18 protein-coding genes are annotated in these 21,801 nt (G+C 71.7%); 15 read left to right on the top strand and 3 right to left on the bottom strand.

Annotation, left to right across the window (positions count from 1 at the left end; all coding sequences use genetic code 11):
- Positions 1-66: 66 nt before the first annotated feature.
- The 5 genes from Dac01nite_RS02850 to Dac01nite_RS02830 all read left to right on the top strand — a co-directional run bounded on the left by Dac01nite_RS02850 (position 67) and on the right by Dac01nite_RS02830 (position 7,949).
- Positions 67-2,403: a sodium-translocating pyrophosphatase gene (locus tag Dac01nite_RS02850; RefSeq protein ID WP_203653251.1), complete on the top strand. Its 2,337-nt coding sequence runs from the start codon at positions 67-69 to the stop codon at positions 2,401-2,403.
- 70 nt (positions 2,404-2,473) lie between these two features.
- Entirely contained in the window at positions 2,474-4,027 is a 1,554-nt protein-coding gene (locus Dac01nite_RS02845; RefSeq protein ID WP_203653250.1) for an MFS transporter, read from the top strand.
- Positions 4,024-5,433: a M20/M25/M40 family metallo-hydrolase gene (locus Dac01nite_RS02840; protein ID WP_203653249.1), complete on the top strand. Its 1,410-nt coding sequence runs from the start codon at positions 4,024-4,026 to the stop codon at positions 5,431-5,433. The genes Dac01nite_RS02845 and Dac01nite_RS02840 overlap by 4 nt, the downstream gene beginning before the upstream one ends.
- Positions 5,434-5,443: 10 nt before the next feature.
- Positions 5,444-7,033: a DUF7059 domain-containing protein gene (locus Dac01nite_RS02835; protein WP_203653248.1), complete on the top strand. Its 1,590-nt coding sequence runs from the start codon at positions 5,444-5,446 to the stop codon at positions 7,031-7,033.
- A 211-nt stretch (positions 7,034-7,244) separates the two neighbouring features.
- The gene (locus Dac01nite_RS02830) at positions 7,245-7,949 is read left to right on the top strand and encodes a hypothetical protein (protein ID WP_203653247.1); all 705 of its coding nucleotides are present in this window, start codon (positions 7,245-7,247) and stop codon (positions 7,947-7,949) included.
- An 81-nt stretch (positions 7,950-8,030) separates the two neighbouring features.
- Here the strand turns inward: Dac01nite_RS02830 and Dac01nite_RS02825 are convergent, their stop codons facing one another.
- Positions 8,031-8,864 (bottom strand): inositol monophosphatase family protein, encoded by an 834-nt coding sequence (locus Dac01nite_RS02825; RefSeq protein WP_203653246.1) that lies wholly within the window; start codon positions 8,862-8,864, stop codon positions 8,031-8,033.
- A gap of 211 nt (positions 8,865-9,075) precedes the next feature.
- On the opposite strand from Dac01nite_RS02825, the gene topA reads away from it, so the two are divergent.
- The 7 genes from topA (at position 9,076) to Dac01nite_RS02790 (ending at position 17,742) form a co-directional block, all read left to right on the top strand.
- Complete coding sequence (gene topA, locus Dac01nite_RS02820; protein ID WP_203653245.1) at positions 9,076-11,730, top strand: type I DNA topoisomerase; 2,655 nt, start codon at positions 9,076-9,078, stop codon at positions 11,728-11,730.
- 46 nt (positions 11,731-11,776) lie between these two features.
- Positions 11,777-12,265 (top strand): sigma-70 RNA polymerase sigma factor region 4 domain-containing protein, encoded by a 489-nt coding sequence (locus Dac01nite_RS02815; protein WP_203653244.1) that lies wholly within the window; start codon positions 11,777-11,779, stop codon positions 12,263-12,265.
- On the top strand, positions 12,262-13,746 hold the full coding sequence (locus Dac01nite_RS02810) for a hypothetical protein (protein WP_203653243.1): 1,485 nt from the start codon (positions 12,262-12,264) through the stop codon (positions 13,744-13,746). The genes Dac01nite_RS02815 and Dac01nite_RS02810 overlap by 4 nt, the downstream gene beginning before the upstream one ends.
- Positions 13,747-13,817: 71 nt before the next feature.
- Positions 13,818-14,351 (top strand): sigma-70 family RNA polymerase sigma factor, encoded by a 534-nt coding sequence (locus tag Dac01nite_RS02805; RefSeq protein ID WP_203653242.1) that lies wholly within the window; start codon positions 13,818-13,820, stop codon positions 14,349-14,351.
- Entirely contained in the window at positions 14,348-15,712 is a 1,365-nt protein-coding gene (locus Dac01nite_RS02800) for a hypothetical protein (protein WP_203653241.1), read from the top strand. Before Dac01nite_RS02805 ends, Dac01nite_RS02800 begins: the two co-directional genes overlap by 4 nt.
- A gap of 90 nt (positions 15,713-15,802) precedes the next feature.
- Positions 15,803-16,339 carry a sigma-70 family RNA polymerase sigma factor gene (locus Dac01nite_RS02795; RefSeq protein WP_203653240.1) on the top strand — a complete coding sequence of 179 codons (537 nt, stop codon included), beginning with the start codon at positions 15,803-15,805 and terminating at the stop codon, positions 16,337-16,339.
- Positions 16,336-17,742, top strand: a complete 1,407-nt coding sequence (locus Dac01nite_RS02790; RefSeq protein ID WP_203653239.1) for a hypothetical protein — start codon at positions 16,336-16,338, stop codon at positions 17,740-17,742. The genes Dac01nite_RS02795 and Dac01nite_RS02790 overlap by 4 nt, the downstream gene beginning before the upstream one ends.
- On the opposite strand, the gene Dac01nite_RS02785 is transcribed toward Dac01nite_RS02790, so the two are convergent.
- Both Dac01nite_RS02785 and Dac01nite_RS02780 read right to left on the bottom strand, forming a co-directional pair.
- The gene (locus Dac01nite_RS02785) at positions 17,730-18,407 is read right to left on the bottom strand and encodes a DUF998 domain-containing protein (protein WP_203653238.1); all 678 of its coding nucleotides are present in this window, start codon (positions 18,405-18,407) and stop codon (positions 17,730-17,732) included. The genes Dac01nite_RS02790 and Dac01nite_RS02785 overlap by 13 nt on opposite strands.
- Positions 18,408-18,443: 36 nt before the next feature.
- Positions 18,444-19,085, bottom strand: coding sequence for a DUF998 domain-containing protein (locus tag Dac01nite_RS02780; RefSeq protein ID WP_203653237.1), 642 nt, complete (start codon positions 19,083-19,085; stop codon positions 18,444-18,446).
- A gap of 114 nt (positions 19,086-19,199) precedes the next feature.
- Between Dac01nite_RS02780 and Dac01nite_RS02775 the strand changes: the two genes are divergently transcribed.
- The 3 genes from Dac01nite_RS02775 to Dac01nite_RS02765 are packed head-to-tail and all read left to right on the top strand — an operon-like array spanning position 19,200 to position 21,708.
- On the top strand, positions 19,200-19,739 hold the full coding sequence (locus Dac01nite_RS02775; protein WP_203653236.1) for an RNA polymerase sigma factor: 540 nt from the start codon (positions 19,200-19,202) through the stop codon (positions 19,737-19,739).
- On the top strand, positions 19,739-20,650 hold the full coding sequence (locus tag Dac01nite_RS02770) for a hypothetical protein (RefSeq protein WP_203653235.1): 912 nt from the start codon (positions 19,739-19,741) through the stop codon (positions 20,648-20,650). The genes Dac01nite_RS02775 and Dac01nite_RS02770 overlap by 1 nt, the downstream gene beginning before the upstream one ends.
- The gene (locus tag Dac01nite_RS02765; RefSeq protein ID WP_239066470.1) at positions 20,647-21,708 is read left to right on the top strand and encodes a Gfo/Idh/MocA family protein; all 1,062 of its coding nucleotides are present in this window, start codon (positions 20,647-20,649) and stop codon (positions 21,706-21,708) included. Before Dac01nite_RS02770 ends, Dac01nite_RS02765 begins: the two co-directional genes overlap by 4 nt.
- Positions 21,709-21,801: the final 93 nt, after the last annotated feature.

Raw genomic sequence — 21,801 nt, 5'->3', positions numbered from 1 at the left:
AGTGACCCGCATAGCCGTGAGCGCGACAAGGACGTCGTGCCAGGAGCGTCTCGTCAAGGAGGACGAATGACATCCGCAGTCACGACCAGCATCGAGGTGGGCGGTTCGAGCCTCACGATCGTCGCCGTCATCGGCGCCATCGCGGCCGCCGCCCTGATCTTCTCCTTCATCCTTCGTCAGCAGGTGCTCAAGGCCGCGGACGGCACCCCCAAGATGCAGGAGATCGCGGGAGCGGTGCAGGAGGGCGCATCGGCGTACCTCAACCGCCAGTTCCGCACCCTCGTGCTGTTCGCCGTGATCGTGTTCGCGCTGCTGTTCCTGCTGCCGGGCGACGCCGGCGTGCGGGTGGGGCGCTCAATCTTCTTCCTCCTGGGCGCCGGCTTCTCCGCGGCGATCGGCTACATGGGCATGTGGCTCGCGGTGCGCGCCAACGTTCGCGTCGCCTACGCGTCCACGCAGAAGGACGGCCGCGCCACGGGCGCGCGCATCGCGTTCCGCACCGGCGGCGCGGTGGGCATGTCGGTGGTGGGCCTGGGCCTGCTGGGAGCAGCCGCGGTGGTGTTCCTGTACCGCGGCGACGCCGCCGCCGTCCTCGAGGGATTCGGGTTCGGCGCGGCGCTGCTCGCGATGTTCATGCGCGTCGGAGGAGGAATCTTCACCAAGGCGGCCGATGTGGGGGCGGACCTGGTGGGCAAGGTCGAGCAGCACATCCCGGAGGACGACCCCCGCAACGCCGCGACCATCGCGGACAACGTGGGCGACAACGTGGGCGACTGCGCCGGCATGGCCGCGGACCTGTTCGAGTCCTACGCCGTGACGCTGGTCGCTGCGCTGATCCTGGGCAAGGCGGCGATGGGTGAGCAGGGACTCGTGTTCCCGCTGATCGTCACCGCCATCGGCGCAGTGGTGGCGGCCGTGGGCGTCTTCATCACGCGAGTCCGCGGCGCGGAGTCCGGCCTGGCCGCCATCAATCGCGGGTTCTACGTCTCCGCGGCCATCGGCGCCGTGCTGGCGGCGATCGCGGCGTTCGTCTACCTGCCCAGCTCGTTCGCGGACATCGGCACCGAGCGCATCGCGGACGCCTCCGGCGACCCGCGCATCATGGCCACCGTCGCGGTGTTCGTGGGCATCGGGCTCGCGGGCCTGATCCTGTGGCTCACCGGCTACTTCACCGATGTGGGCTCCAAGCCCACCAAGCGCGTCGCGCAGACGTCGCGCACGGGCGCGGCCACGGTGGTGCTGTCCGGCATCGGCGTGGGCCTCGAGTCCGCCGTCTACACCGCGACCGTGATCGCGGGCGCCGTCGTGGTGCTGTACTTCGTGGCGGGTGGCTCGATCGCCCTGGCGCTGTTCCTGGTGGCGCTCGCAGGCTGCGGGCTCCTCACCACGGTGGGCGTGATCGTGGCGATGGACACGTTCGGACCCGTCTCCGACAACGCCCAGGGCATCGCCGAGATGTCCGGTGAGGTCGATGAGGAGGCGGCGCAGATCCTCACCGACCTCGACGCGGTGGGAAACACCACCAAGGCCGTCACCAAGGGCATCGCGATCGCGACGGCCGTGCTGGCCGCGGCCGCGCTGTTCGGCTCGTACTCGGACGCGGTGATCACCGCGATCGACGAGGCATCGGCCTCGCTCGACGACTTCTCCTACGAGATCATCAACCCGCTCACGCTGGTGGGCGTGATCATCGGCGGCGCGACCGTCTTCCTGTTCTCCGGTCTCCTGATCGACGCGGTCACCCGTGCCGCCGGCGCCATCGTCTTCGAGGTGCGACGCCAGTTCCGTGACAACCCCGGCATCATGACCGGCGAGGTGCGTCCCCAGTACGGCCGCGTGGTGGACATCTGCACTCGTGACTCGCTGCGCGAGCTCGCCACCCCCGGGCTGCTGGCCGCGATGGCACCCATCTTCGTGGGCTTCGCGCTGGGCGTGGGCGCGCTCGCCGGATTCCTCGCCGGAGCGATCGGCACGGGCGTGCTGATGGCCGTGTTCCTCGCCAACTCGGGCGGCTCGTGGGACAACGCGAAGAAGATCGTCGAGGACGGCCACCATGGCGGCAAGAACTCGCCGGCGCACGAGGCGACCATCATCGGCGACACCGTGGGCGACCCGTTCAAGGACACGGCCGGCCCCGCGATCAACCCGCTCCTCAAGGTGATGAACCTCGTGGCACTGCTGATCGCGCCGGCCGTGGTGATGCTCAGCTACGGCGACGACGCGAACCCCGCCGTGCGGTGGACCATCGCCGGCATCGCCGCGCTGATCGCCATCCTGGCCGTGGCAGGCGCGTCGCGGCGCTCCCACGCCCCGGGCGTCGAGGACGCCGCGGACGAGGCCGTGGTCAGCGAGGCCGAGGCGGACCCGTCCCCCGGCGACGAGGTGGACGCCAGCCGTCCGTGATCGACGAGCGGCACCCTCGCGCGCATCGGCCCGTCACGATCCCGGCACCCCGGGGTGAAAGGATGCGCCCATGGTGAACCGCAAGCGCACGGCCCTGGCCGGCGGCGTCGTGGGCGCGCTGGTCGTGGTCGAGGGCACGTCCGGCGTGCTGCAGGGCTACTACACGCCGCTGTTCACGGACATCGCCCGTAACCTCGGCATCACGGACGCGGACATCAACTGGTTCGAGGCGGCACAGCTGCTGCTCAGCTCGATCGTGGTGCCGGTGCTCGCGCGCCTGGGCGACATGTTCGGCCACCGCCGCATCCTGATCGCCTCGCTGATCGTCACCATGATCGCGAGCTTCGGCATCGCGTTCGCGCCCACCTTTCCGTGGTTCGTGGCCGCGTGGGCGCTGCAGGGCTTCTACGTGGTGTGGCTGCCGCTGAACGTGGCGATCATCTTCTCGCGGGCTCGGAACGAGCCCGACGGCGCTGCGCTCACCCGTAAGGGTGCCGGCGTCATCGTGGTGGCGCTGCAGGCGGGCGCGATCGCAGGTGCGCTCGCGGGCGGGCAGCTGGGCGGCATGCTGCCGCTGTGGCTCACGCTGTGCGTGCCGGCGGCGCTGGTGACGATCGCGCTGATCGTGGTGCTGCTCAAGGTCCCGGACCCGGGCGTGCGCGGTGGCGGCACCATCGACACCCGCGGCACGAGCCTGCTGACCATCGCCCTGCTGGCGATCATGGGCGGACTGTCGCTGGTGCGCGTCGATGGCATCACGGTGTGGGTGGTGGGCATGGTGATGATCGGCGTCGCGCTGCTGTGGGCCTTCGTGAAGGTCGAGGAGCGCACCGAGCACCCGCTCGTGGACATCGGCATGCTGCGCAGTCCGGCGCTGTGGCCGGTGATCGCCACCGCCGCGCTGTTCGGCGTCAGCGTGCTGGGCGCCCAGGGGCCGCTGTCGACGTTCGCCCGCACGGATCCCGACGAGGTGGGCTACGGGCTGGGTCTGACCTCCGCCACCGCGTCCTACGTGATCGGCGCGTACGTGATGTCGCTGCTCGTGGGAGCCGGCGTGTTCTCCAAGGTGTCCGCGATGCTCACGCCGCGGCTGGTGCTGATCGGTGCCTCGGCGCTGGTGGCGCTGGGCTATCTGGCGCTCATCCCGTTCCATGGCGACGTGGTGCAGGTGGTCGCGTGCATGGTGGTCGCCGGCCTGGGCTCCGGCGCGCTGGTGGCGGCGCTGCCGGCTGCCGCGGCCGCCGCCGCCCCGCCGGAGCACACGGGCGTCGCGACCGGGCTGACCAACACCACCAAGACCATCGGCGGCGCGTTCGCCTCCGCCGCCTTCGCGATCGCCCTGGCCTCCGGCGCGACCGCAGCGCTCGACGGCGGCGAGACGGACGCGGGATCGCTGTCCGGCTACATCACCGTGTGGGCGATCTGCGGCGGCACGGCACTGGTGGCGATGGTCTTCCTGTTCGCCGTCCCCAAGGTCGCCTTCACGTCGAGCGCCGATGCGCTGGTGGCCGAGGCGGGCGTCCCCGGCTCTGGCGTCCCGATCCCGGGCGCTCTGGTGGACGAGGCTCCTCCGATGGGCGACGGCACGCCAGGCGACCCCGTGCCCGAGGAGGGCGAGCGATGAGACTGCGGCGCGCATCGGCCGGTCGCGACGGCGGCCCCTCGCCGGACCCCGTGGCGCTCGCCGCCGCCGAGCACCTCTCCCAGGCTGTTCGGATCGCCACCGTGACCCCGCCGCCGGGGCCGTTGAGCGACGGCGATGCCGCCACCTTCGGGCTGCTGCGCACCTTCCTGGAGCAGACGTACCCGTGCACGTTCGGCGCGGCCGAGCTCGACGTGGTGGGCCGCGCCGGCCTCCTGCTGCGCATCCCGGGCGCGTCCGCCGTGCGGCCGGTGCTGCTGATGGCGCATCAGGACGTGGTGCCCGTGCCCGCGGACTGGGAGGCCGAGGGCTGGGAGCACCCGCCCTTCGACGGAGTGATCGCGGACGGTCGCGTCCACGGGCGAGGGACGCTGGACGACAAGGGCGCGCTGATCGTGCTGCTCGAGGCGCTCGAGGCTCTGCTGCGCGAGGGCTGGACGCCGGCGCGCGACCTGTACCTGCTGTTCGGCGCGGACGAGGAGTCCCACGGGCCGTCCGCCCTCGCGGCCGTCGAGCTGCTCGAGACGCGCGGCATCGAGCCGTGGCTCGTGGTGGACGAGGGCGGGGCGGTCGCGACCGGGGCCTTCCCGGGGCTGTCGACGCCGATGGCGGCGATCGGCGCCTCGGAGAAGGGCATCGTGACGCTCGAGCTCACGGTCGAGTCCCTGGGCGGGCATGCGTCGACGCCCCCGCGCCGTTCGGCGCCCGGACTGCTGGCGAAGGCGCTGGTGGCGCTCGAGGACAGCCCGTTCCCCACCTCGCTGCACGACGTGTCCGTCGAGATGTTCGAAGGCGTGGCGCCGCATCTGACCGGACCGATGCGTGCCGTGCTGGGCCGGGCGGGTTCGCTGCGCGGCCCGCTCGCGCGGCTGCTGCCGCGGCTGGGACCGGAGCTCGCGGCCATGGTGCGCACCACGGCCGCGGTGACGATGCTCGAGGGCAGCCCGGCTCAGAACGTGCTCGCGACGCGAGCGACGGCGACGGTGAACCTGCGCGTCGCGGTGGGGTCGACCGTGCAGGACACGCTCGATCACGTGCGGCGCGCGGTGGGCGAGAGCGTCGAGCTGACCGTGGTGGAGGCGTCCGAGCCTTCTCCGGTGTCGCCCACGGGCGACGATGAGCGCTGGCGCGCGCTGGTGTCCGCCGTGAGGACGTCCTACCCCGATGCCGTGACGGTCCCCTACGTGATGATGGCCGCATCCGACGCGCGGCACGTGGCCCGGATCGCTCCGGCCGTGTACCGCTTCAGCCCGCTCGCGATGGACAAGGCGCAGCGCGAAGCCATCCACGGGCCCGGCGAGAACGTCGAGATCGCCGCCCTGGGGGCCGGCGTGGCGTTCTATCGAGCGCTGCTGACGGGGACCGCCCTGGGTCCGGCCGCGCGCTAGCCTGCGGAGTGTGAGCCCCGCCCTCGACGCCCCTTCGGCCGCAGCCCTGCGAGCCGACCTCGACGGCTGGACCGTCGACGCCGTTCACGACCTCCTGGGTGAGCGCGCCGCGGCGGCGCTCGGCCGCGAGCAGGTCATCCCGGGCCGGGTGGTGACACGCGCGAGCGACGAGCCCGCGGCGACCCTCACCCGGCTGTTCACGCTCGGAAACGAGCTGCCGCGCGCGGCCGTCGATGCGGCGATGCCTCGCCTCGGAGCCTCGGGAGCGGTGCGCGCCGGGCTGGTCGAGGCCGCGGGCGAGGCGCCGGATGACACGGTCAGATCGCGCGTGGACATGCGGCCGTACGCCGCCACCACCGACGCCGGTCAGGTCGACTGGTGGATCGCGTCGGACCAGGGCGAGTCCGTCACCGGCCGCGCCGTGGGGGAGCAGCACGTGCTGGGAGTGGGCGGGGCATCGAGCATGCTGGCCTCCGTCACCATGCGGGGCCCGCGCCGGCGCGTGCTCGACCTGGGCACCGGATGCGGGATCCAGGCTCTGCACGCCTCGCTGCACGCGGACCAGGTGGTCGCCACGGACATCTCTGCCCGCGCCCTGCGCTACGCGCGCTTCAACGAGCTCCTGAACGCTCCGGCGCTCGGCGCTGAGGCCGCCGATGCGGAAAGCCCCGCCGCCGCGCACCGGCCGTGGGAGCTGCGGGAGGGGTCGATGCTGGAGCCGGTGGCGGGCGAGACCTTCGACCTCATCGTCTCCAATCCGCCGTTCGTGATCACGCCTCCTGGGGCACCGGCCTTCGAGTACCGCGACGGCGGCATCGAGCGCGACGGCGTGGTCCGCACCCTCATCTCCGGTGTGGGGGCCGCGCTCGAGCCGGGCGGAGCAGCGCAGTTCCTGGGCAACTGGGAGATCCACGGCGACTGGCGCGACCGCCTCGAGCAGTGGCTGGACGCCGCGGAGATCCCCCTCGATGCGTGGATCGTGCAGCGTGACGCTCTGGATGCCGCGGAGTATGCGGAGACCTGGCTGCGGGACGCCGGGATCACTGCGGATCGCGATCCGAGCGGCTACCGGAGCGCGTACGAGGCCTACCTGCGGGCGTTCGACGCCGCCGGTGCGGACGCGATCGGCTTCGGGATCGTGACGCTGCGGCGTCCGCTGTCCGGCGCTCCCACGCTGCGCCGCCTGGAGGCGCACGAGGGCGCACTGCAGTCCCCGCTGGGCCCGCACCTCGCCCACACGCTCGCGGCGCACGACTGGCTCGCGGCCACCACTGACGCAGCGCTGCTCGATACCCCCTTGACGGTCGCCCCCGACGTCACCAAGGAGACGTACGGCCCTCCCGTGCAGCACGACCCCGAGCACATCCTGATTCGCCAGGGCGGCGGGTTCGGGCGGTCCATCAAGGCGGACACCGCGCTCGCGGGCCTGGTGGGCGCATGCGACGGCGAGCTCACGGTGGGGCAGATCGCCCATGCGCTCGCTGCTCTGCTGGAGGTGCCGTCCGGCGCGATGATCGGCGGCCTGGTGCCTGCGGTGCGCGACCTGGTGCGAGACGGTCTTCTCCTCCGCCCCTCGGCGCAGTCCGTGGAATATCCCTGAGAAATGTCCAGGACCTAGGTCCTGACATTGGCTGTTCAATGCCGATGGGCCGTCCCCCTCGGCCACGGATCTGATCGTATTCGTCGCGCATCATCCCTGTTCAGAGGCCACTGAGGCGCGGGCTAGGCCTATGGTCCCGAGGTCCTTCTCCCGCAGTCCGCAAGGCTGGGGTCAGCCGGAAAGCCAAACCCCGGAGTGGAAGGAAAAGATCATGAACGCACGTGTCAAGGTGCTGGGAATCGTCCTGGCAGTCATCGGTCTCGGTTTCATCGGCGTGGGCGCCTTCGCGTACACCCAGGTGGCCGCCGGCCAGAACTCGCTTCAGAAGTTCTCGGAGGCACAGAACGTCGAACTGTCCTACAACGAGGACGGCGTGCTCGTGGACCGCGGCGAGGTCGCCGGTGCCGAGGGCATCGTGTCCCTGGTCGAGGACGACTGGGGCTACCAGCTCAAGGCCTCCGAGATGGACCCCAACGACCCGCTGGTGAACACCGGCTCCGAGTACATGTACCAGATGGGCCTCATTGCGTACCACACGCTGAACGGCACCACCACGGTGGTCCTGGACGAGGACGTCGAGTACAACGGCGAGACCTTCGAGGCCGGCACCTATGAGGTCGCGACCGACGGACGCTACTGGGCCGACTTCGACCGCATGCACCCGCTCGAGGGTCCGGCTCGCGCCGAGGCCTGGACCGGCGTCGCTCACGCCCTCATGGGCGAGCTGGGCGTCGGCTCGGTCACCGCGAACGTGCTGACCATGGGCCTGGGTGTCGCGGCGATCGCCACCGGACTGGGCTTCACCCTCATCCTCGCCGGCCTGGGCATCATCTGGGCCGCCGCGGGCGACAAGAAGGACGGGGCGCTCAAGCAGGCCCCGGCCATCGAGACGATCGACGAGCCCGTCAAGGCCTGATCGCTTCTCACGGAAGGGCCCCTCGCTGGCGAGGGGCCCTTCTGGCGTTCCCGTGATGGGCGCCGCGCGTGCCCGGACCGCCTAGAGCGCGTCGCCCGCTCGAGCGCGGATCGCCTCCGCCAACGCGTCCCACTCCTGCGCTCGAGCCGCGAGGAAGGGCCGGCCGGGATCTCCGGGACGGTACTCGGCGCCGTCGAGGTGACGCACCGCGAACCCGGCCGCCCTGAGGATGGCCGCACCAGGAGCGTGGTCCCACGGCTTGGCTCGGAAGTACATCACGAAGTCCAGATGACCACTCAGCACGTCCCAGTAGTCCCACCCAGCGCACATGCGCGGCGGCGTGATCTCCGCGACGTCCTCGGTCATGCCAGCCAGGCACTCCGCGACGGGTCCAGGCGCGAAGGTGAGCGTCATCATGCCGCGCAGCTGCGACAGCGGCCGTGCCGGCGCATCGGCCACCGAGGCGACCGCACGCACGTCTCCCGCCGCCGTGCGCACGGTGGCGGGCGCGTCGGTCGCGCCGTGGAGGAGGTCGCCGGTCTCGGGGTGAAGGATCCATCCGGCCTGCGCGGCGCCGTCCTGCACCCTCGCCACCATGACGGCGTACTCGACGGAGCCGTGGGCGAAGTTCCAGGTGCCGTCCACCGGATCGACGGTCCACGCGGCCTGCGCGGTGCCCAGCACCTCTGGCAGCGTCGGGTCCTGCTCCGTCGCCTCCTCTCCCACCACCGGGATGTCCTCGATCGCCGCCAGCAGGGGTGTGAGCACTCGCTCCGCCTCGACGTCCGCGACGGTCACGAGGTCGTTCGGGCCGCTCTTGGCGGTGATGTCCCCGTCCTTGAGGGCACGGAAGCGGGGGCGGATCTCGCGGTCCGCGACGTCCCGCATGGCCTGGTCTACTGCATCGATGTTCACGGCTCCATGGTGACAGGTGCGCATGGCGGCCCGGTGAACGGCTGGCTCCGCGCATGAGCGGCCAGCATCCCTCGTACACGCCGCCACAGCGGCCACCCGCCCTACGGGCGTCCCCAGGGCCCGTTCGACAGCGCGGCGCGCCTATGTATTCTGTGAGCGTCTCGCCCCCCGGAACCTGAGCCGAGACGCCACCCATCGAAAGCAGGAATCCATGTCGCGCAAGCTCGTGATCGTCGAGTCCCCCACCAAGGCTGGGACCATCGGCGGCTACCTCGGCGACGACTACGAGGTGGTGTCGAGCGTGGGTCACATCCGCGACATCCCGGAGCCCAAGGAGATGCCGGCCGAGGTCAAGAAGGGTCCGTTCGGCAAGTACGGCGTGGACATCGACGGCGGCTTCGAGCCGTACTACCAGGTGTCCGTGCGCTCCAAGAAGATCGTGACCGAGATCAAGCGTCGTCTCAAGGAGGCGGACGAGCTCTACCTCGCCACTGATGAGGACCGCGAGGGAGAGGCCATCGCGTGGCACCTGCTGGAGGTGCTCAAGCCCAAGGTCCCCGTCAAGCGCCTGGCGTTCCACGAGATCACCCGTGAGGGCATCGAGCGGGCGCTCGCCGCTCCCCGCGAGATCGACATGGAGCTCGTGGAGGCGCAGGAGACGCGCCGCATCCTCGACCGCCTGTATGGCTGGGACATGTCCGACGTGATGCGTCGCAAGGTGGGGCAGGGGTCCTCCGCCGGCCGCGTGCAGTCCGTCGCGCTGCGACTGGTGGTGGACCGCGAGCGCGAGCGCATGGCGTTCCAGGCGGCCGAGTACTGGGACCTCACCGCCGCCTTCGCCGCCAAGCAGGGGCCCGATGCGGGCGTGTCCTTCACCGCGCGCCTCACCAAGGTGGACGGCAAGCGCGTCGCCTCCGGCAAGGACTTCGACGACCGCGGCCAGCTGGTGGGGGACAAGGCCCACCACGTGACCGCCGGCGAGGCCGCGTCGCTCGTGTCCGGACTGGCGCACGCGGACTTCTCCGTGGTGGACGTCAGTTCGCGGCCCTACAAGAAGCGTCCCGCCGCCCCCTTCATCACCTCCTCGCTCATCCAGGAGGCCAGCCGCAAGCTGGGCCTGGGCGCGCGCCAGGCGATGGGCGTGGCGCAGGGCCTGTACCAGCAGGGCTACATCACCTACATGCGGTCCGATTCGCCGTCGTTGTCCGGGGAGGCCATCCGCGCCGCTCGCAAGCAGGCCATCGACCTGTTCGGACCCGATGCCGTCCCGAGCTCGCCGCGCGTCTACGCCTCCGCGGACACGAACGCGCAGGAGGCCCACGAGGCGATCCGCCCCGCCGGCGACACCTTCCGCACCCCGGACTCGCTGCGCACCCGACTGCGCGGCGACGAGTTCCGCATGTACGAGATGATCTGGAAGCGCACCCTGGCCTCGCAGATGGCCGATGCTGTGGGCACCACCTCGACCATCACCGTGGGCGCGACGACGGCCGGCGGGCACGCGGTGGAGTTCGCCAAGTCCGGCACCATCTTGACGGCTCCCGGCTTCCGCGCCCTGTACATCGAGTCCAAGGAGGCGGCGCGCTACGAGGACGAGGACGGCAAGCAGCCCAGCGATGACGAGTCGCGCCTGCCGCAGGTGTCCGAGGGCGACCCCATGGACGCATCGGCCCTCGAGCCGCTGACGCACTCCACGAACCCGCCGCCGCGCTACACGCAGGGCGCGATGATCAAGGAGCTCGAGGACCGCAAGCTGGGCCGCCCGTCCACCTACGCCTCGACCGTCGACGTGATCATCAACCGCGACTACGTGCGGGTCGACAAGAAGGCGCTGGTGCCCAACTGGATCGCCTTCTCCATCGTGGGCCTGCTCGAGGAGCACTTCCCGTCGCTGGTGGACTACGGCTTCACCGCGGAGATGGAGGCCGGCCTGGACCGCATCGCCTCCGGTGAGCGCTCGATGAAGGACTGGCTGCAGGAGTTCTACTTCGGCGGCGAGGCCGCCGCGCAGGAGGGCCTGCGCGAGCTCCTGGACAACCTGCCGGAGATCGACGCCAGGGCCGTCAACACCTTCCCGATCGGTGCAGATATCTACGCGCGCAACGGCCGCTACGGGCCATACATCGAGCGGGACAAGGACGGCGAGCAGCAGCGTGCCTCCATCCCGGAGGATCTCGCGCCGGACGAGCTGACCGTCGCGAAGGCAGAGGAGCTGTTCGAGAACCAGGGCGGCGACGAGCGCGTGCTGGGCGAGCACCCGGAGACCGGCAACCAGGTGGTCGCCAAGGGCGGCCGCTACGGCCCCTACGTCACCGAGGTGCTGCCGGAGGACTCGAAGGCCAAGCCCAAGACGGCGTCGCTGTTCAAGGACATGTCGCTCGAGACCGTGACGCTGGCCGACGCGCTGACGCTCATGAGCCTGCCGCGCGTGGTGGGCGAGGACCCGGAGTCCGGCGAGGCGATCACGGCGCAGAACGGCCGCTACGGCCCGTACCTGAAGAAGGGCACGGACTCGCGGTCGCTGGAGTCCGAGTCGCAGCTGCTGACCATCACGCTCGAGGAGGCGCTGGCGGTCTACGCGCAGCCCAAGCGTGGACGCGGCCGCCAGGCGGCGCCGCCGCTCAAGGAGCTGGGGGTGGATCCCGTCTCCGAGAAGCCCATCGTCATCAAGGCCGGCCGCTTTGGCGAGTACATCACCGATGGCGAGACCAACGTCACCATCCCCCGCGGCGAGACCGTGGACGAGATGACGCCGGAGCGAGCCGTCGAGCTGCTGGCGGACAAGCGCGCGAAGGGCCCGGCCAAGAAGAAGCCGGCCGCGCGCAAGGCCCCTGCCAAGAAGAAGGCGGCGCCCAAGAAGAAGTAGGGCGCGGCTTCCGCGACGCCGGGAGCGGGACGTCGAGGGAGACGCCATGGCGAGCATCGAGCACACGGCAGGCGCGCTGTACGGCGACCGTGCCCTGGCCGCGTACGGCTTCGTGCTCTCCGGCTCCGTCGAGGGCGGTGAGGCGCTGGTGCGGTCCGCCGTCGCCCACGTGCTCGCCCGCCGCTGGCGTCGCGGCCGGCTCGCGGACCGGGTGCGCGAGCGCATGCTCGCCGCGCAGTGCGCGGCGCTTCGCAGCGAGTCCGGGAGCACCGCCAGTGCGGCCGATGCGCGGGTCGAGGCAGGCGCGCTGGACGACGTGGACCTGGCGGTCGCCCAGCTGGACCCGTGGGTGCGCGTCGCGATGGTGCTGCGCTACCGGGACGAGCGCGATGTCGCCGATGTCGCCGCGGCACTGCGTCTGAGGCCCGCAGAGGTCGAGGCGCTGCTCGCCGCAGGCCGCGAGCATCTCGCGACGCGGCTGGGGGTGTCTGCGGCGCCGGTGACCCGCATGGCCGTCGTGGGCGGCGGACGGTGAAGGACGCCTTCGACGTGATGGGCGCGGCGGGTGCCAGCGCCGCCCCGCCGGTGGTCGAGCGGCTCGCGGACAGCGACGCGATCGCGGCGGACGCCGCCCGGGTGCGGGCCGCCCGACGGCGCAGGCTCGGGGCGGGAGTCGGGGCGGGAGTCGGGGCGGTGCTCGTGGGCGTGGGCGTGACCTGGGTGGCGTGGCCCTCGGACGCCGCCGCAGTGGATGTCGCCTCCGCTCGCGTCGCACAGGTGCCCGTCTTCGACGCCCGCGCGGACCGCAGCAGCTGCGTGCCCAGCACCACCCCGGAGCCCTACCTGCCGTGGGCGCAGCCGGGCGTGACGGTCGCGGCGGCGCCGGTGCGCGACAGCACGATCGACGTGCAGGCCATCGCGCTCGTGAACGAGGATGCCGGTGGCACGCTCCGGCGCGTCGACCCTGGCGCTGCGGTGGACGTCCCCGGCTCGCCGTCCGAGGGTGGCGCGCTCACCGTGGACTTCGATGTGACGTGGGCAGGGGACGCCCTGTACACCGTGGAGGCCGCCGCGTTCCTGGTGGCGAGCGGCCGCGTCCTCAGCCCGGCGGTGGGCTGGTACGGGGACGCCGAGGATCGCGAGGTGTCCGGCGGCGGCTCAGCGGTGCCGCTCTACGACCCGGACGCGGACACGAGCTCGATCAGCATCGTGTCTCCCGTCCAGCCCACCTGCCTGGCCGCGACGCAGTCGAGCTCGTGGTCGTTCGGCGCGCCCGTGGAGGCCGCCGAGCTGCACACCGTGGTCCAGGTGCGCGACGAATCGGGCGCGCCGCTGGCGACCTTCGTCGACGGTGCCGGCCTGGACGGGACCACGGTCGCGTACCCGGGCTTCCTCGCCGCCGGCGCGATCGGCGCGACCACGACCCAGCCCACGCCCACCGAGGTGGCCGCGGTGCGGGCCGCACGGCAGCAGGGGGAGGCGGCCACCCCGTCTCCCGCCGCGCTCGTGCGCGACGCCGTCGCGCAGGAGGGAGTGCCGTTGTCTCAGGCGGGAGCGGGCATCGCCATGTCAGGCAGATGCGACGTGCTCGAGGCGCAGGTGGAGCGCGACGGCCTGGAGCTGCCGGTGGTGGCTGTCCAGGATGATCGTCTGCAGGACTTCCCTGACCAGCTGCCTGCGGAGACCCTGCGCGGCTCGCGGTCCGTCGACATCCCGCACAACCCTGGCATCAACCCGCTGCGTGGGGACTACACGTTGCTGCTGCTCGACATCGACGACGGAGCGGTGGAGGCGTCCATCCCGCTCAGGCTGTTCAGCGAGGTGAGCGGCGGTCCCGCCACCGCGCTCGCGGGTGCGAGCACGTCCTGCACGGACCGGGAGGCGGCTCCTGGCCGCTACCAGGCGGTCATGCTGGACGCGGACGATCGCTCGGACGAGGCCCTCGATCTCGCGGAGGCGCTCCAGCCCGTCACGGCTCGGTGGTATGACCTCGGGCTCGTGACGGTGCTGCCGTGACCAACCCCGTGCTCGTCCCCCACAACCTCCGGCGGGCCTGAGCCGTTCATGTGTCGACGAGAGGGGCACACGTGACCGACGATGACCTGCTGGGCGAGCTGCTGGGACGCGCATCGACGCGGCTGGCCGCCTACGGGTACCTGCTGACCGGCTCGCAGCACGCCGGCGAGGACCTGGTCCAAGACGCCATCGTCAAGGTCTTCGTGCGCAAGCGACGCATCCCCAATGCCGCGGCGGCCGAGGGCTACGTGCGGGCCGCCATGCGGTCGCTCCACGTGGACCGGATGCGTCGCGAGACGGTGTGGCGTCGCCTCGCTCCCGGGCAGGTCGTTCGCGACGAGGTGCCGGACCAGACCGAGCGCATCGCGACGGCCGATGCGGTGGGCAGGGCGCTCGCCACGCTCAGCCCGCGCCAGCGCACCGCAGTGGTGCTGCGCTACTACGACGACCTCACGGTCGCGGACGTCGCGCACCAGATGCGGCTGGCGACCGGCACGGTCAAGCGCTACCTCTCGGATGCCCTCGACCGGCTCGCGGTCGAGGTGGGCGCAGACGTGTTCGATGCCGAGCGCATCGCGGTGGTGGAAACGGAGGGCCGGTCATGAATCTTCACGACGAGCTGGGACGGCATGGAGCCGATGCGGCGGCGGAGTCCGCGCGATCGCTCGGGTCCGTCGACGTGCGGGATGCGTTGGGGGCGCGCGTGCGCCGGGGACGTCGCCGCCGCGCTGCTGGTGGCGCTGGGGTGGTGGCCGCCGTCGCGCTGGTGGCGGTGGGCGTGTGGTCGGTGCTGCCCGGGGTGCCGATGGATGCGCATCCGGTGGCGACGCCCTCGGCTTCAACGCCCCCGGACCCTCGCAGCGCGGATGGGGCCGGTCTGGTCATCGACGAGGAGACGGCGATCAGTGACGACGCTGCGCTCGATGTCACGGCTCTGCGATGTGGAGACGCCACGGGTCTTGTCAGCGGGGTCACGGCTCATGACGAGCGTGCCGTGGGACTCCAGGCGACTGCGCAACTCGGGAAGAGGGCCGATGACGGCACCATCGTCGAGCGTCCTGACTCAGTGTGGGCCGGCTACGAGGTGCTGTACTTCGATACGACCCTGACGTGGGGCGCTGACGAGGATCTCACCGTGACGCTGGTGCCCTTGCTGCTAGACCAGGACGACGTGGTCGCAGTGGGCGAGCCGGTTGACGCCCGCTCGCCCTTCTCCTGGGACCGCATCCACATGCCGCTGCCGGGGGACTGTGCCACGGGCGCCGCGGCGGCCGGGGACGGGGAGTACATCGCGGCGCTCGCCGTCGCTACGGACCTTCCGAATGGCGATCCAGCGGCGAGGTTCGTCTTCAGCGCCGGTCCCGTGGAGTACACGGGTTTGGACGTGACAGTGGGTGAGCCGGAGCCGATCGACCCTGCCAACCCGCCGGAGCTCGGCTCGAGCGGCTACCTCGCGGCCACGGCCGTGACCCAGCTGACCGGCGACCTCAGCTGCACGGGGAGTCTCGCGGCCGCCGAGGTGCCCGAGCCCGACTACTCCGGCGAGGCATCGAACCCCGTGCCCGTGCCCCTGCCGCGCTGGATCGAGACCGGTCGCCTCTACGGCTACGGTGACGACGCGCTGATCGGTGGCTACCCGATTCCACTCGGCACGGATGCGGCGGCGCTGGTCGATCAGTACGGCAAGGGCCCGGCTCGCCTGGTGCTGAGCTCGGATGCGGGCGACGCCTGGGTGTTCGACGTCTCGTGGTCGGAGCGCGACGACCTCCCGCACGATGCTCCGGGCTGGTTCGTCGAGCTGAACCAGGTGTGGGACTGCGGTGGTGCGGGCATCATCGAGCCTGGTGACTACCAGGCACGGTTGGTGCACTCGGATGTGGAACCCGGCCAGCCAGGAACCGCCGTCCTGACGCCCGTCACGATCGTCTCCGGAGTGCCGTCGATCCCCGAGCTCGACGAGGGGTGACCGCACCGCTCCAGCCGGCTTGCGCATCGGCCGTCTGAACCCGCACCCCACCCTCGAGGCGCCCCCAACCGTCTCTACAGTGTGGGAGGGATGAGTGTGCCGGACGTCGAGCAGGTGATCGCGGAGGTCTACCGCGAGGCCGGGTCGCGCCTGGCCGCGTACGGGTACGTCCTCACAGGCTCGCGGCACGGGGCCGAGGAGCTGGTGCAGGCTGCCGTGGTGAAGACCTTCGTCAAGCGTCGCCGGCTGCACGATGCGCGCTCGGCCGAGGGCTACATTCGCGCGACGATGCGCACGCTTCACGTGGACGCGATCCGGCGCGACCGCATATGGGCGCGCCTGGTGCCCAGAGTCGCCCCACGCACCCACGCCGAGCACGCGGGGGACGTCGAGGATCACGACGAGATCAGCCGCGCGCTCGCGGCCCTGCCACCTCGCGTGCGCACCGCCGTCGCGCTGCGCTTCTACGACGACCTCACGGTCGCGGACATCGCCCACGTGATGCGGCTGAGCGACGGCACCGTCAAGAAGTACCTGCAGGAGGGCCGGGAACGGCTCGCGCCGCTGCTGGGCGTCAGCGTCACCGAGCCCGAGCGCCTGCCCGTGGTCGAGAGGAGACAGCGATGAGCGACTTCCACGATGCGCTGCACCGCGCGGCACAGCCTCACGGCGAGGCCGTGGGCAAGGACCTGACGGCCGATGCGGTGGTGGCGTCGAGCGTTCGGAGCGTGAGCGAGGGCCGGCGGAGGAGGGCTGCCATGCAGGCCGTCGCGAGTGTGGCTGCCGTGGGAGCGGTCGTCGCGGGCGCATGGCTGGTGCTGCCGCTGGGCGCCGGTGATCAGGAGCCGGCAGGCGCCGATCCCGTGCATGCAGGGCCGTTCCGCTACGAGGTCGGTGACGATCCCGATGCGGTCCCCGTCGAGGAGCCCGCCCTGCTGCTGCGTGGCGAGGATGCGGTGATGTGCGGTGACGAGCTGTCGCTCGAGCCCGGCGTCTCCGTGCACAGCGACGAGGCGTTCGGCCGGGGGCTGTCGCTGGCCGCCGAGCTGAAGACCTTGGGCGACATCATGGAGGGGACGCCTCCGGCGACGCCGCAGCCTCTCTTCTCCGACATGCCCGACGGACCCACCGACGGGTGGGACCCCGCCTCCCCGCAGTGGGAGGTGGTGGCGAGCGGCGCGCTCCGCACCCACACCGTGTCGACACTGCTCCTGGACGGCTCGACAGTGGTCGGGCTGCAAGAGTCCCTGAGCGGGTCGGGACAAGAGGAAGGCATCGCGCACTACGGCGGCGGCTCCGGCATCCCGGCCGAGGGCCAGTGCGGCGACGTCGAGACCCGCGAGGACCTGGTCGAGCTCTGGGATCGGGGACCGGGGGACCCGTTCACGTCGGTGCTGGTCGCGCAGTTCTGGGGCGGAGACGCGGCTGGTTCCACACTGCTGGCGACCATCGTCATCGATCCGAACGAGCCCGCGAACACCGATCAGGAGCCCACTGCGGTGTTCGACCAGCCAGCGCCCGCGGAGCTCGAGGCGCCGGACGGCGCGATGCATCAGTCGTTCATCGTGCCCAGGCCCATCGCCGGCTGCGCGCCGCTCGCCGAGCTCCGTGAGGGTGGGACGCCCACCGTCGACATGGAGGGCCCGCCGGTCGAGGTGCCGGGAGCGATGGGGGACCTGTCCGGTGAGCTGTGGGGCGCCGAGCCGGTGCTGACGGTGCCTGCCGGGGACGAGCCGTGGTTCGTGGAGCGGGACGCGTGGCTGGTCGCGGACATCGTCAGCGCCGGGATCGAGGACCCGCACCTGGACTGGACGTCGCTGAGCAGCGCGCAGGCCTGGGCGCTGGCGCTCGGAGGAGAGGACCCCCTGCGCGACCCGGAGTGCGTGTATGCGCTGCCCATCCCCGAGGTGTTCGGAGCGGTCTTCCTGGTGGTCGACGGCGTCGCGCCGGAGGTCGAGGCGAACTGGGGCGATGCCACCGTGCTGCCGGAGGAGATGCAGACCTGGATCTACCTGGGTCAGGCGGAGTAGGTCCTGGCGGTGCGCTCCAGGCGCCACCCGAGCAGCGCCAGCCATGCAGGCATCAGCACCATGGTGAGCGCCCGCTGCCACCAGCCGAAGCCGTCGCCGATGGTCTCTACCCAGATCGAGAAGGTCAGCACGAGAGCGAGCGTCGCCAAGCCCAGCATCAGGTGGGGGACGGCGAGCGACTTCCAGTCAGGCGAGCGGCGCATCGCGCTGGCGGCCACGAGCCCGTAGACGATGAGCCCACCGAAGGCCAGGAGGCTTCCCACGGTGTGGACCACGTGCTCTGCGGAGGGGCCATCGGTGCCACCCAGGTCATCCGTGCGGAACATGCCGGACAGCAGCAGTCCCAGCCCGGCGACCAGGAGCGCACCGCGCATCAGCGCCGCACCGCGCACGCCATGCAGCGCCCGCGCCACCGCGATCCCCGCCGCCATCCACCCGAAGCCGAACACCACGAACGCGGCCTGCATGAGCCACTCGTAGTCGCCGCGCGCGTAGTTGCTGACGGAGGAGCAGCACGGGTCCAGGTCCGAACGGATCCAGTGGAAGGCCAGGGAGACCAGCACCCAGAAGCCCGCCGCCATCATCGCGGCGAAGCCCAGAGCGCCAGCGGACAGCGGTGTGCGCCCGGTGAGTCGCGGCTGCGGTGTCGCGCTGGTCTCGGTCATGACTGCCCCCTCGAGAGGTGCCCTCATCCCTGCTTCTCACCGTACTCCTGGCCCGGATCCCCTGCCTGAGACGAGGCCGGTGCCCACGGCCGCCAGCGCACCCGGAATCGTGGCCCACGCGAGCGCTCGCTGCCACCACCCGAAGCCGTCATCGGCCACCACTGGCCACGCGACATAGGTGATGAGCAGCGTCGCCGCGACCACCCCGTACGCGAGCGACGGCACCGCCCAGCCGCGCCACGCATCGGCCGTGCGCGCAGCGCGCCACCCGGCGAAGCCGGCCAGCGTGAGCGTGACGAACGCGACGGCCGCCGCGCGCCCATGGATGGTCGCCTCGAGCGAGTGCGTGGCGCTGCCCAGCGGGTCCGCACGGAAGGCGCCGGCGACGATGATCGCCGCACCGCCGGTCACGGTCAGCGCCGTGAGCCACGAGCGTGCGCGCGTCGCGGGCAGTGCGCGCCGCAGGCCCAGCCCCGCCGCGATCCAGCCGGCGCCGTTGACCGCGAACGCGAGCCGCATCACCCACGCCCAGTCGCCGCGCGCATAGTTGCTGATGTACGCGTTGCCGGGATCGAGGTCGGGGCGGATCGCGTGGAAGGCCGCGATGGTGATCACCCAGACTGCGGCGCCGGTGAGCGCCACGACGCCGAGCACGCGGGTCAGACGGGGGGAGGCCATGGTCGAGGTTCGCACGCCGCGGCCCTGCGGTTGGGCCACCGTCACCAACTACCCTGGAACCTCATCACAACGTTTCGTGTGAGCACGGCGTTCTCAGGTCGACAAGGGGGTGGCATGAGCGAGCTGCATGCGGTGCTCGAGCGCGTGATGCGCCACGCCGGCAGCCGCCTCGCCGCCTATGGGTTCGTCCTGACTGGCTCGCAGTCGGACGCCGAGGAGCTGGTGCAGGAGGCGATCGTGAAGACCTTCGTGCGCCGCCCCCGCCTCCTGGATCCCGCGAGCGCGGAGCAGTACGTCCGCCTCGCGATGAAGACGCTCACCATCGACCGGGCGCGCAAGGACGCACGCTTCCGGCGAGAGGCGCCCGCGCAGGCGGCCGGGCCAGCGCTGCCCGACATCGTCCACGCCATCTCCACCCGCGTCGCAGTGCAGGAGGCGCTCCAGCAGCTCACGGCCCAGCAGCGCGTGGCCGTCGCACTGCGCTACTGGGACGACCTCACCGTGCCCGAGATCGCGAACCAGATGAAGGTGCGGCCCGGCACCGTCAAGCGCTACCTGTACGACGCATCGGCCGCTCTGCGCCCCCTGCTGGGGGAGCACGACGACGACGGCGACGAGGGCCTGCGCGTGATCACCGCGAGCGGGGGTGCGTGATGAGTCGCATGCTCGACGGGCTCGGCGACGCCGCTCGCGCCGCCGGCGACAGCGCCGCTGACACCCTCACCGCCACCGTCACCATCGATGCGCTCGAGAGCCGCGTACGGCGTGGCGTGCGCAGGCGGCGTCAGCGCCTGGGCGCGCTCGCAGCGGTCGCGCTGGTCGTGGTGGGTGCGGGCGCCGTGGTCGCCCCGCGCCTGCTGACCGATGCGCCCCTGCCCTCCGGCCCCATCGAGCCCGCCGGCCCGGAGCTGGTGCGCAGCGACGGCGCTCTCACGGTGTACGCGGACGGCACCATGTCCGTGCTCACCGACAGCGGGCGTATCGTCGACCTGCCCGCGCCGGGCCCTGACGCACCTCCCTACGTCGCGCCTACCTCGGAGACGCTGTGCGCGGTCGACACCGCGGCGCTCGAGCCCGGCTGGGTCTACGCCAGCGGCGAGGCGCAGCAGCTCCTGGGCCATGGCCGCCCGCAGTACATCGACGACGCCTACTCGCGTCAGACGCTCGTCCAGGGTCAGCAGCTCGCTCCTGACCGCTCCAACGGCTTCCAGCCGCTGGCCTTCGAGCTCGAGGCGGAGCCTGCTCTGGCGAGCAACATCGCGTTCCGCGCGGCCACGGTCGCGACCTGGGAGGGCCTGGCCGTGGGCGTCCTGTCGCAGCTCGACGCCGGCCCCGCGACCTGGACTGCCGGTGAGGGCACCGCGCAGGAGACGGCGGTCATCCAGATGCGGGCCCTGGCCGAGCACAGCTACAGCCACTGCGCAGACGCAGCGCACCTGACCGACAAGCACGGCCAGTACCTCCAGCGCTACCTCATCGTCGACGTGTTCGCGATCGATCACTCCGGCAGCTCCACGCTGCTGGCCACTCACACCTCATGGACCGGAACGGAGTTCGCCCAGTGACCGTCACCGCACAGGCACCTGCTGCAGCCACCTCTCATCGACTCGCCGCTCCCGACACCGCGCCGGGCCTGCGCTGGGGCGTGCTGGGCGCCGGCTGGATCGCGGACGTGTTCGCGCGCTCCACGCTGGGACACACCCGCTCGATCCTCCAGTCCGTCGCGAGCCGCGACTCCCACCGCGGCAACCTGTACGCCAAGAAGTACGGCGTCGACACGGTGCGGTCCGGCGACGGCGCGTACCAGCGTCTGGTCGAGGACCCCGAGGTGGATGCGATCTACATCGCCACTCCGCACGCGCTGCACCGCGACCATGCCCTGCTCGCGATCGCCGCCGGCAAGCCGGTGCTGGTGGAGAAGGCCTTCACGCGCAACGCCAGCGAGGCGCGCGAGGTCATCGACGCCGCCCGCGCTGCCGGGGTGTTCGTCATGGAGGCCATGTGGACGCGGTTCCTTCCCCACATGGCCGAGGCGCGGCGGCTGGTCGCGGACGGCGCCATCGGCCGGGTGGTGCACGTCAGCGCCGACTTCGGCGGAAGCCCCGAGTACGACCCGCAGCACCGCAACTTCAACCCGGACCTCGCCGGCGGCGCGCTGCTGGACCTGGGCGTCTACCCGGTCAACATGGTTCACGACTTCCTGGGAGCGCCGGAGGCGGTGCGGGCGATCGGCGCCCTCGCCCCCACCGGGGTGGACCTGCGCGAGACCGTGATCATGGACTACCCCACGCGTCGCGCGCAGGGCACCGCGCTGTCGACCTTCGAGGTGGACACGGCGCGCCTGGCGAGCATCTCCGGCACCGAGGGACGCATCGACTTTGGCCGCGAGTACTACGCGCCCACCACGTTCACCCTCACCCGCGCGGGACGGCGTCAGCTGGACTTCACGGCCGATGTCCCGCTGGGCTGGCAGTACCAGGTCGCCGAGGTCGCGCGGTGCGTGCGCGCCGGCGCCACCGAGTCCGCGATCATGCCGCACGCCGCGACGCTCGAGGTGATGGACGTCCTCGACGAGGCCCGCCGACAGCTGGGCGTGACCTACCCCGGCGAAGAGGCCGCCTGAGCCCCCATCTTCCTGACCCAGCAGCGCCCCGGCAGCCGTTCCCCTTCGGCGACCGGGGCGCTGCACTGTCTGCAGGCGCAGGTGACAGGCACC

The sequence above is a fragment of the Demequina activiva genome, assembly GCF_016862815.1.
Taxonomy (GTDB): Bacteria; Actinomycetota; Actinomycetes; order Actinomycetales; family Demequinaceae; genus Demequina; species Demequina activiva.
Note: the sequence above shows the minus strand (reverse complement) of the source record. Positions and strands in the feature narration are given on the sequence as shown.

Coding starts and splice junctions, on each gene's coding strand:
- Dac01nite_RS02850 (WP_203653251.1), top strand. CDS start 67: ATGACATCCGCAGTCACGACCAGCATCGAGGTGGGCGGTTCGAGCCTC.
- Dac01nite_RS02845 (WP_203653250.1), top strand. CDS start 2,474: ATGGTGAACCGCAAGCGCACGGCCCTGGCCGGCGGCGTCGTGGGCGCG.
- Dac01nite_RS02840 (WP_203653249.1), top strand. CDS start 4,024: ATGAGACTGCGGCGCGCATCGGCCGGTCGCGACGGCGGCCCCTCGCCG.
- Dac01nite_RS02830 (WP_203653247.1), top strand. CDS start 7,245: ATGAACGCACGTGTCAAGGTGCTGGGAATCGTCCTGGCAGTCATCGGT.
- topA (WP_203653245.1), top strand. CDS start 9,076: ATGTCGCGCAAGCTCGTGATCGTCGAGTCCCCCACCAAGGCTGGGACC.
- Dac01nite_RS02815 (WP_203653244.1), top strand. CDS start 11,777: ATGGCGAGCATCGAGCACACGGCAGGCGCGCTGTACGGCGACCGTGCC.
- Dac01nite_RS02800 (WP_203653241.1), top strand. CDS start 14,348: ATGAATCTTCACGACGAGCTGGGACGGCATGGAGCCGATGCGGCGGCG.
- Dac01nite_RS02795 (WP_203653240.1), top strand. CDS start 15,803: ATGAGTGTGCCGGACGTCGAGCAGGTGATCGCGGAGGTCTACCGCGAG.
- Dac01nite_RS02790 (WP_203653239.1), top strand. CDS start 16,336: ATGAGCGACTTCCACGATGCGCTGCACCGCGCGGCACAGCCTCACGGC.
- Dac01nite_RS02785 (WP_203653238.1), bottom strand. CDS start 18,407: ATGACCGAGACCAGCGCGACACCGCAGCCGCGACTCACCGGGCGCACA.
- Dac01nite_RS02780 (WP_203653237.1), bottom strand. CDS start 19,085: ATGGCCTCCCCCCGTCTGACCCGCGTGCTCGGCGTCGTGGCGCTCACC.
- Dac01nite_RS02775 (WP_203653236.1), top strand. CDS start 19,200: ATGAGCGAGCTGCATGCGGTGCTCGAGCGCGTGATGCGCCACGCCGGC.
- Dac01nite_RS02770 (WP_203653235.1), top strand. CDS start 19,739: ATGAGTCGCATGCTCGACGGGCTCGGCGACGCCGCTCGCGCCGCCGGC.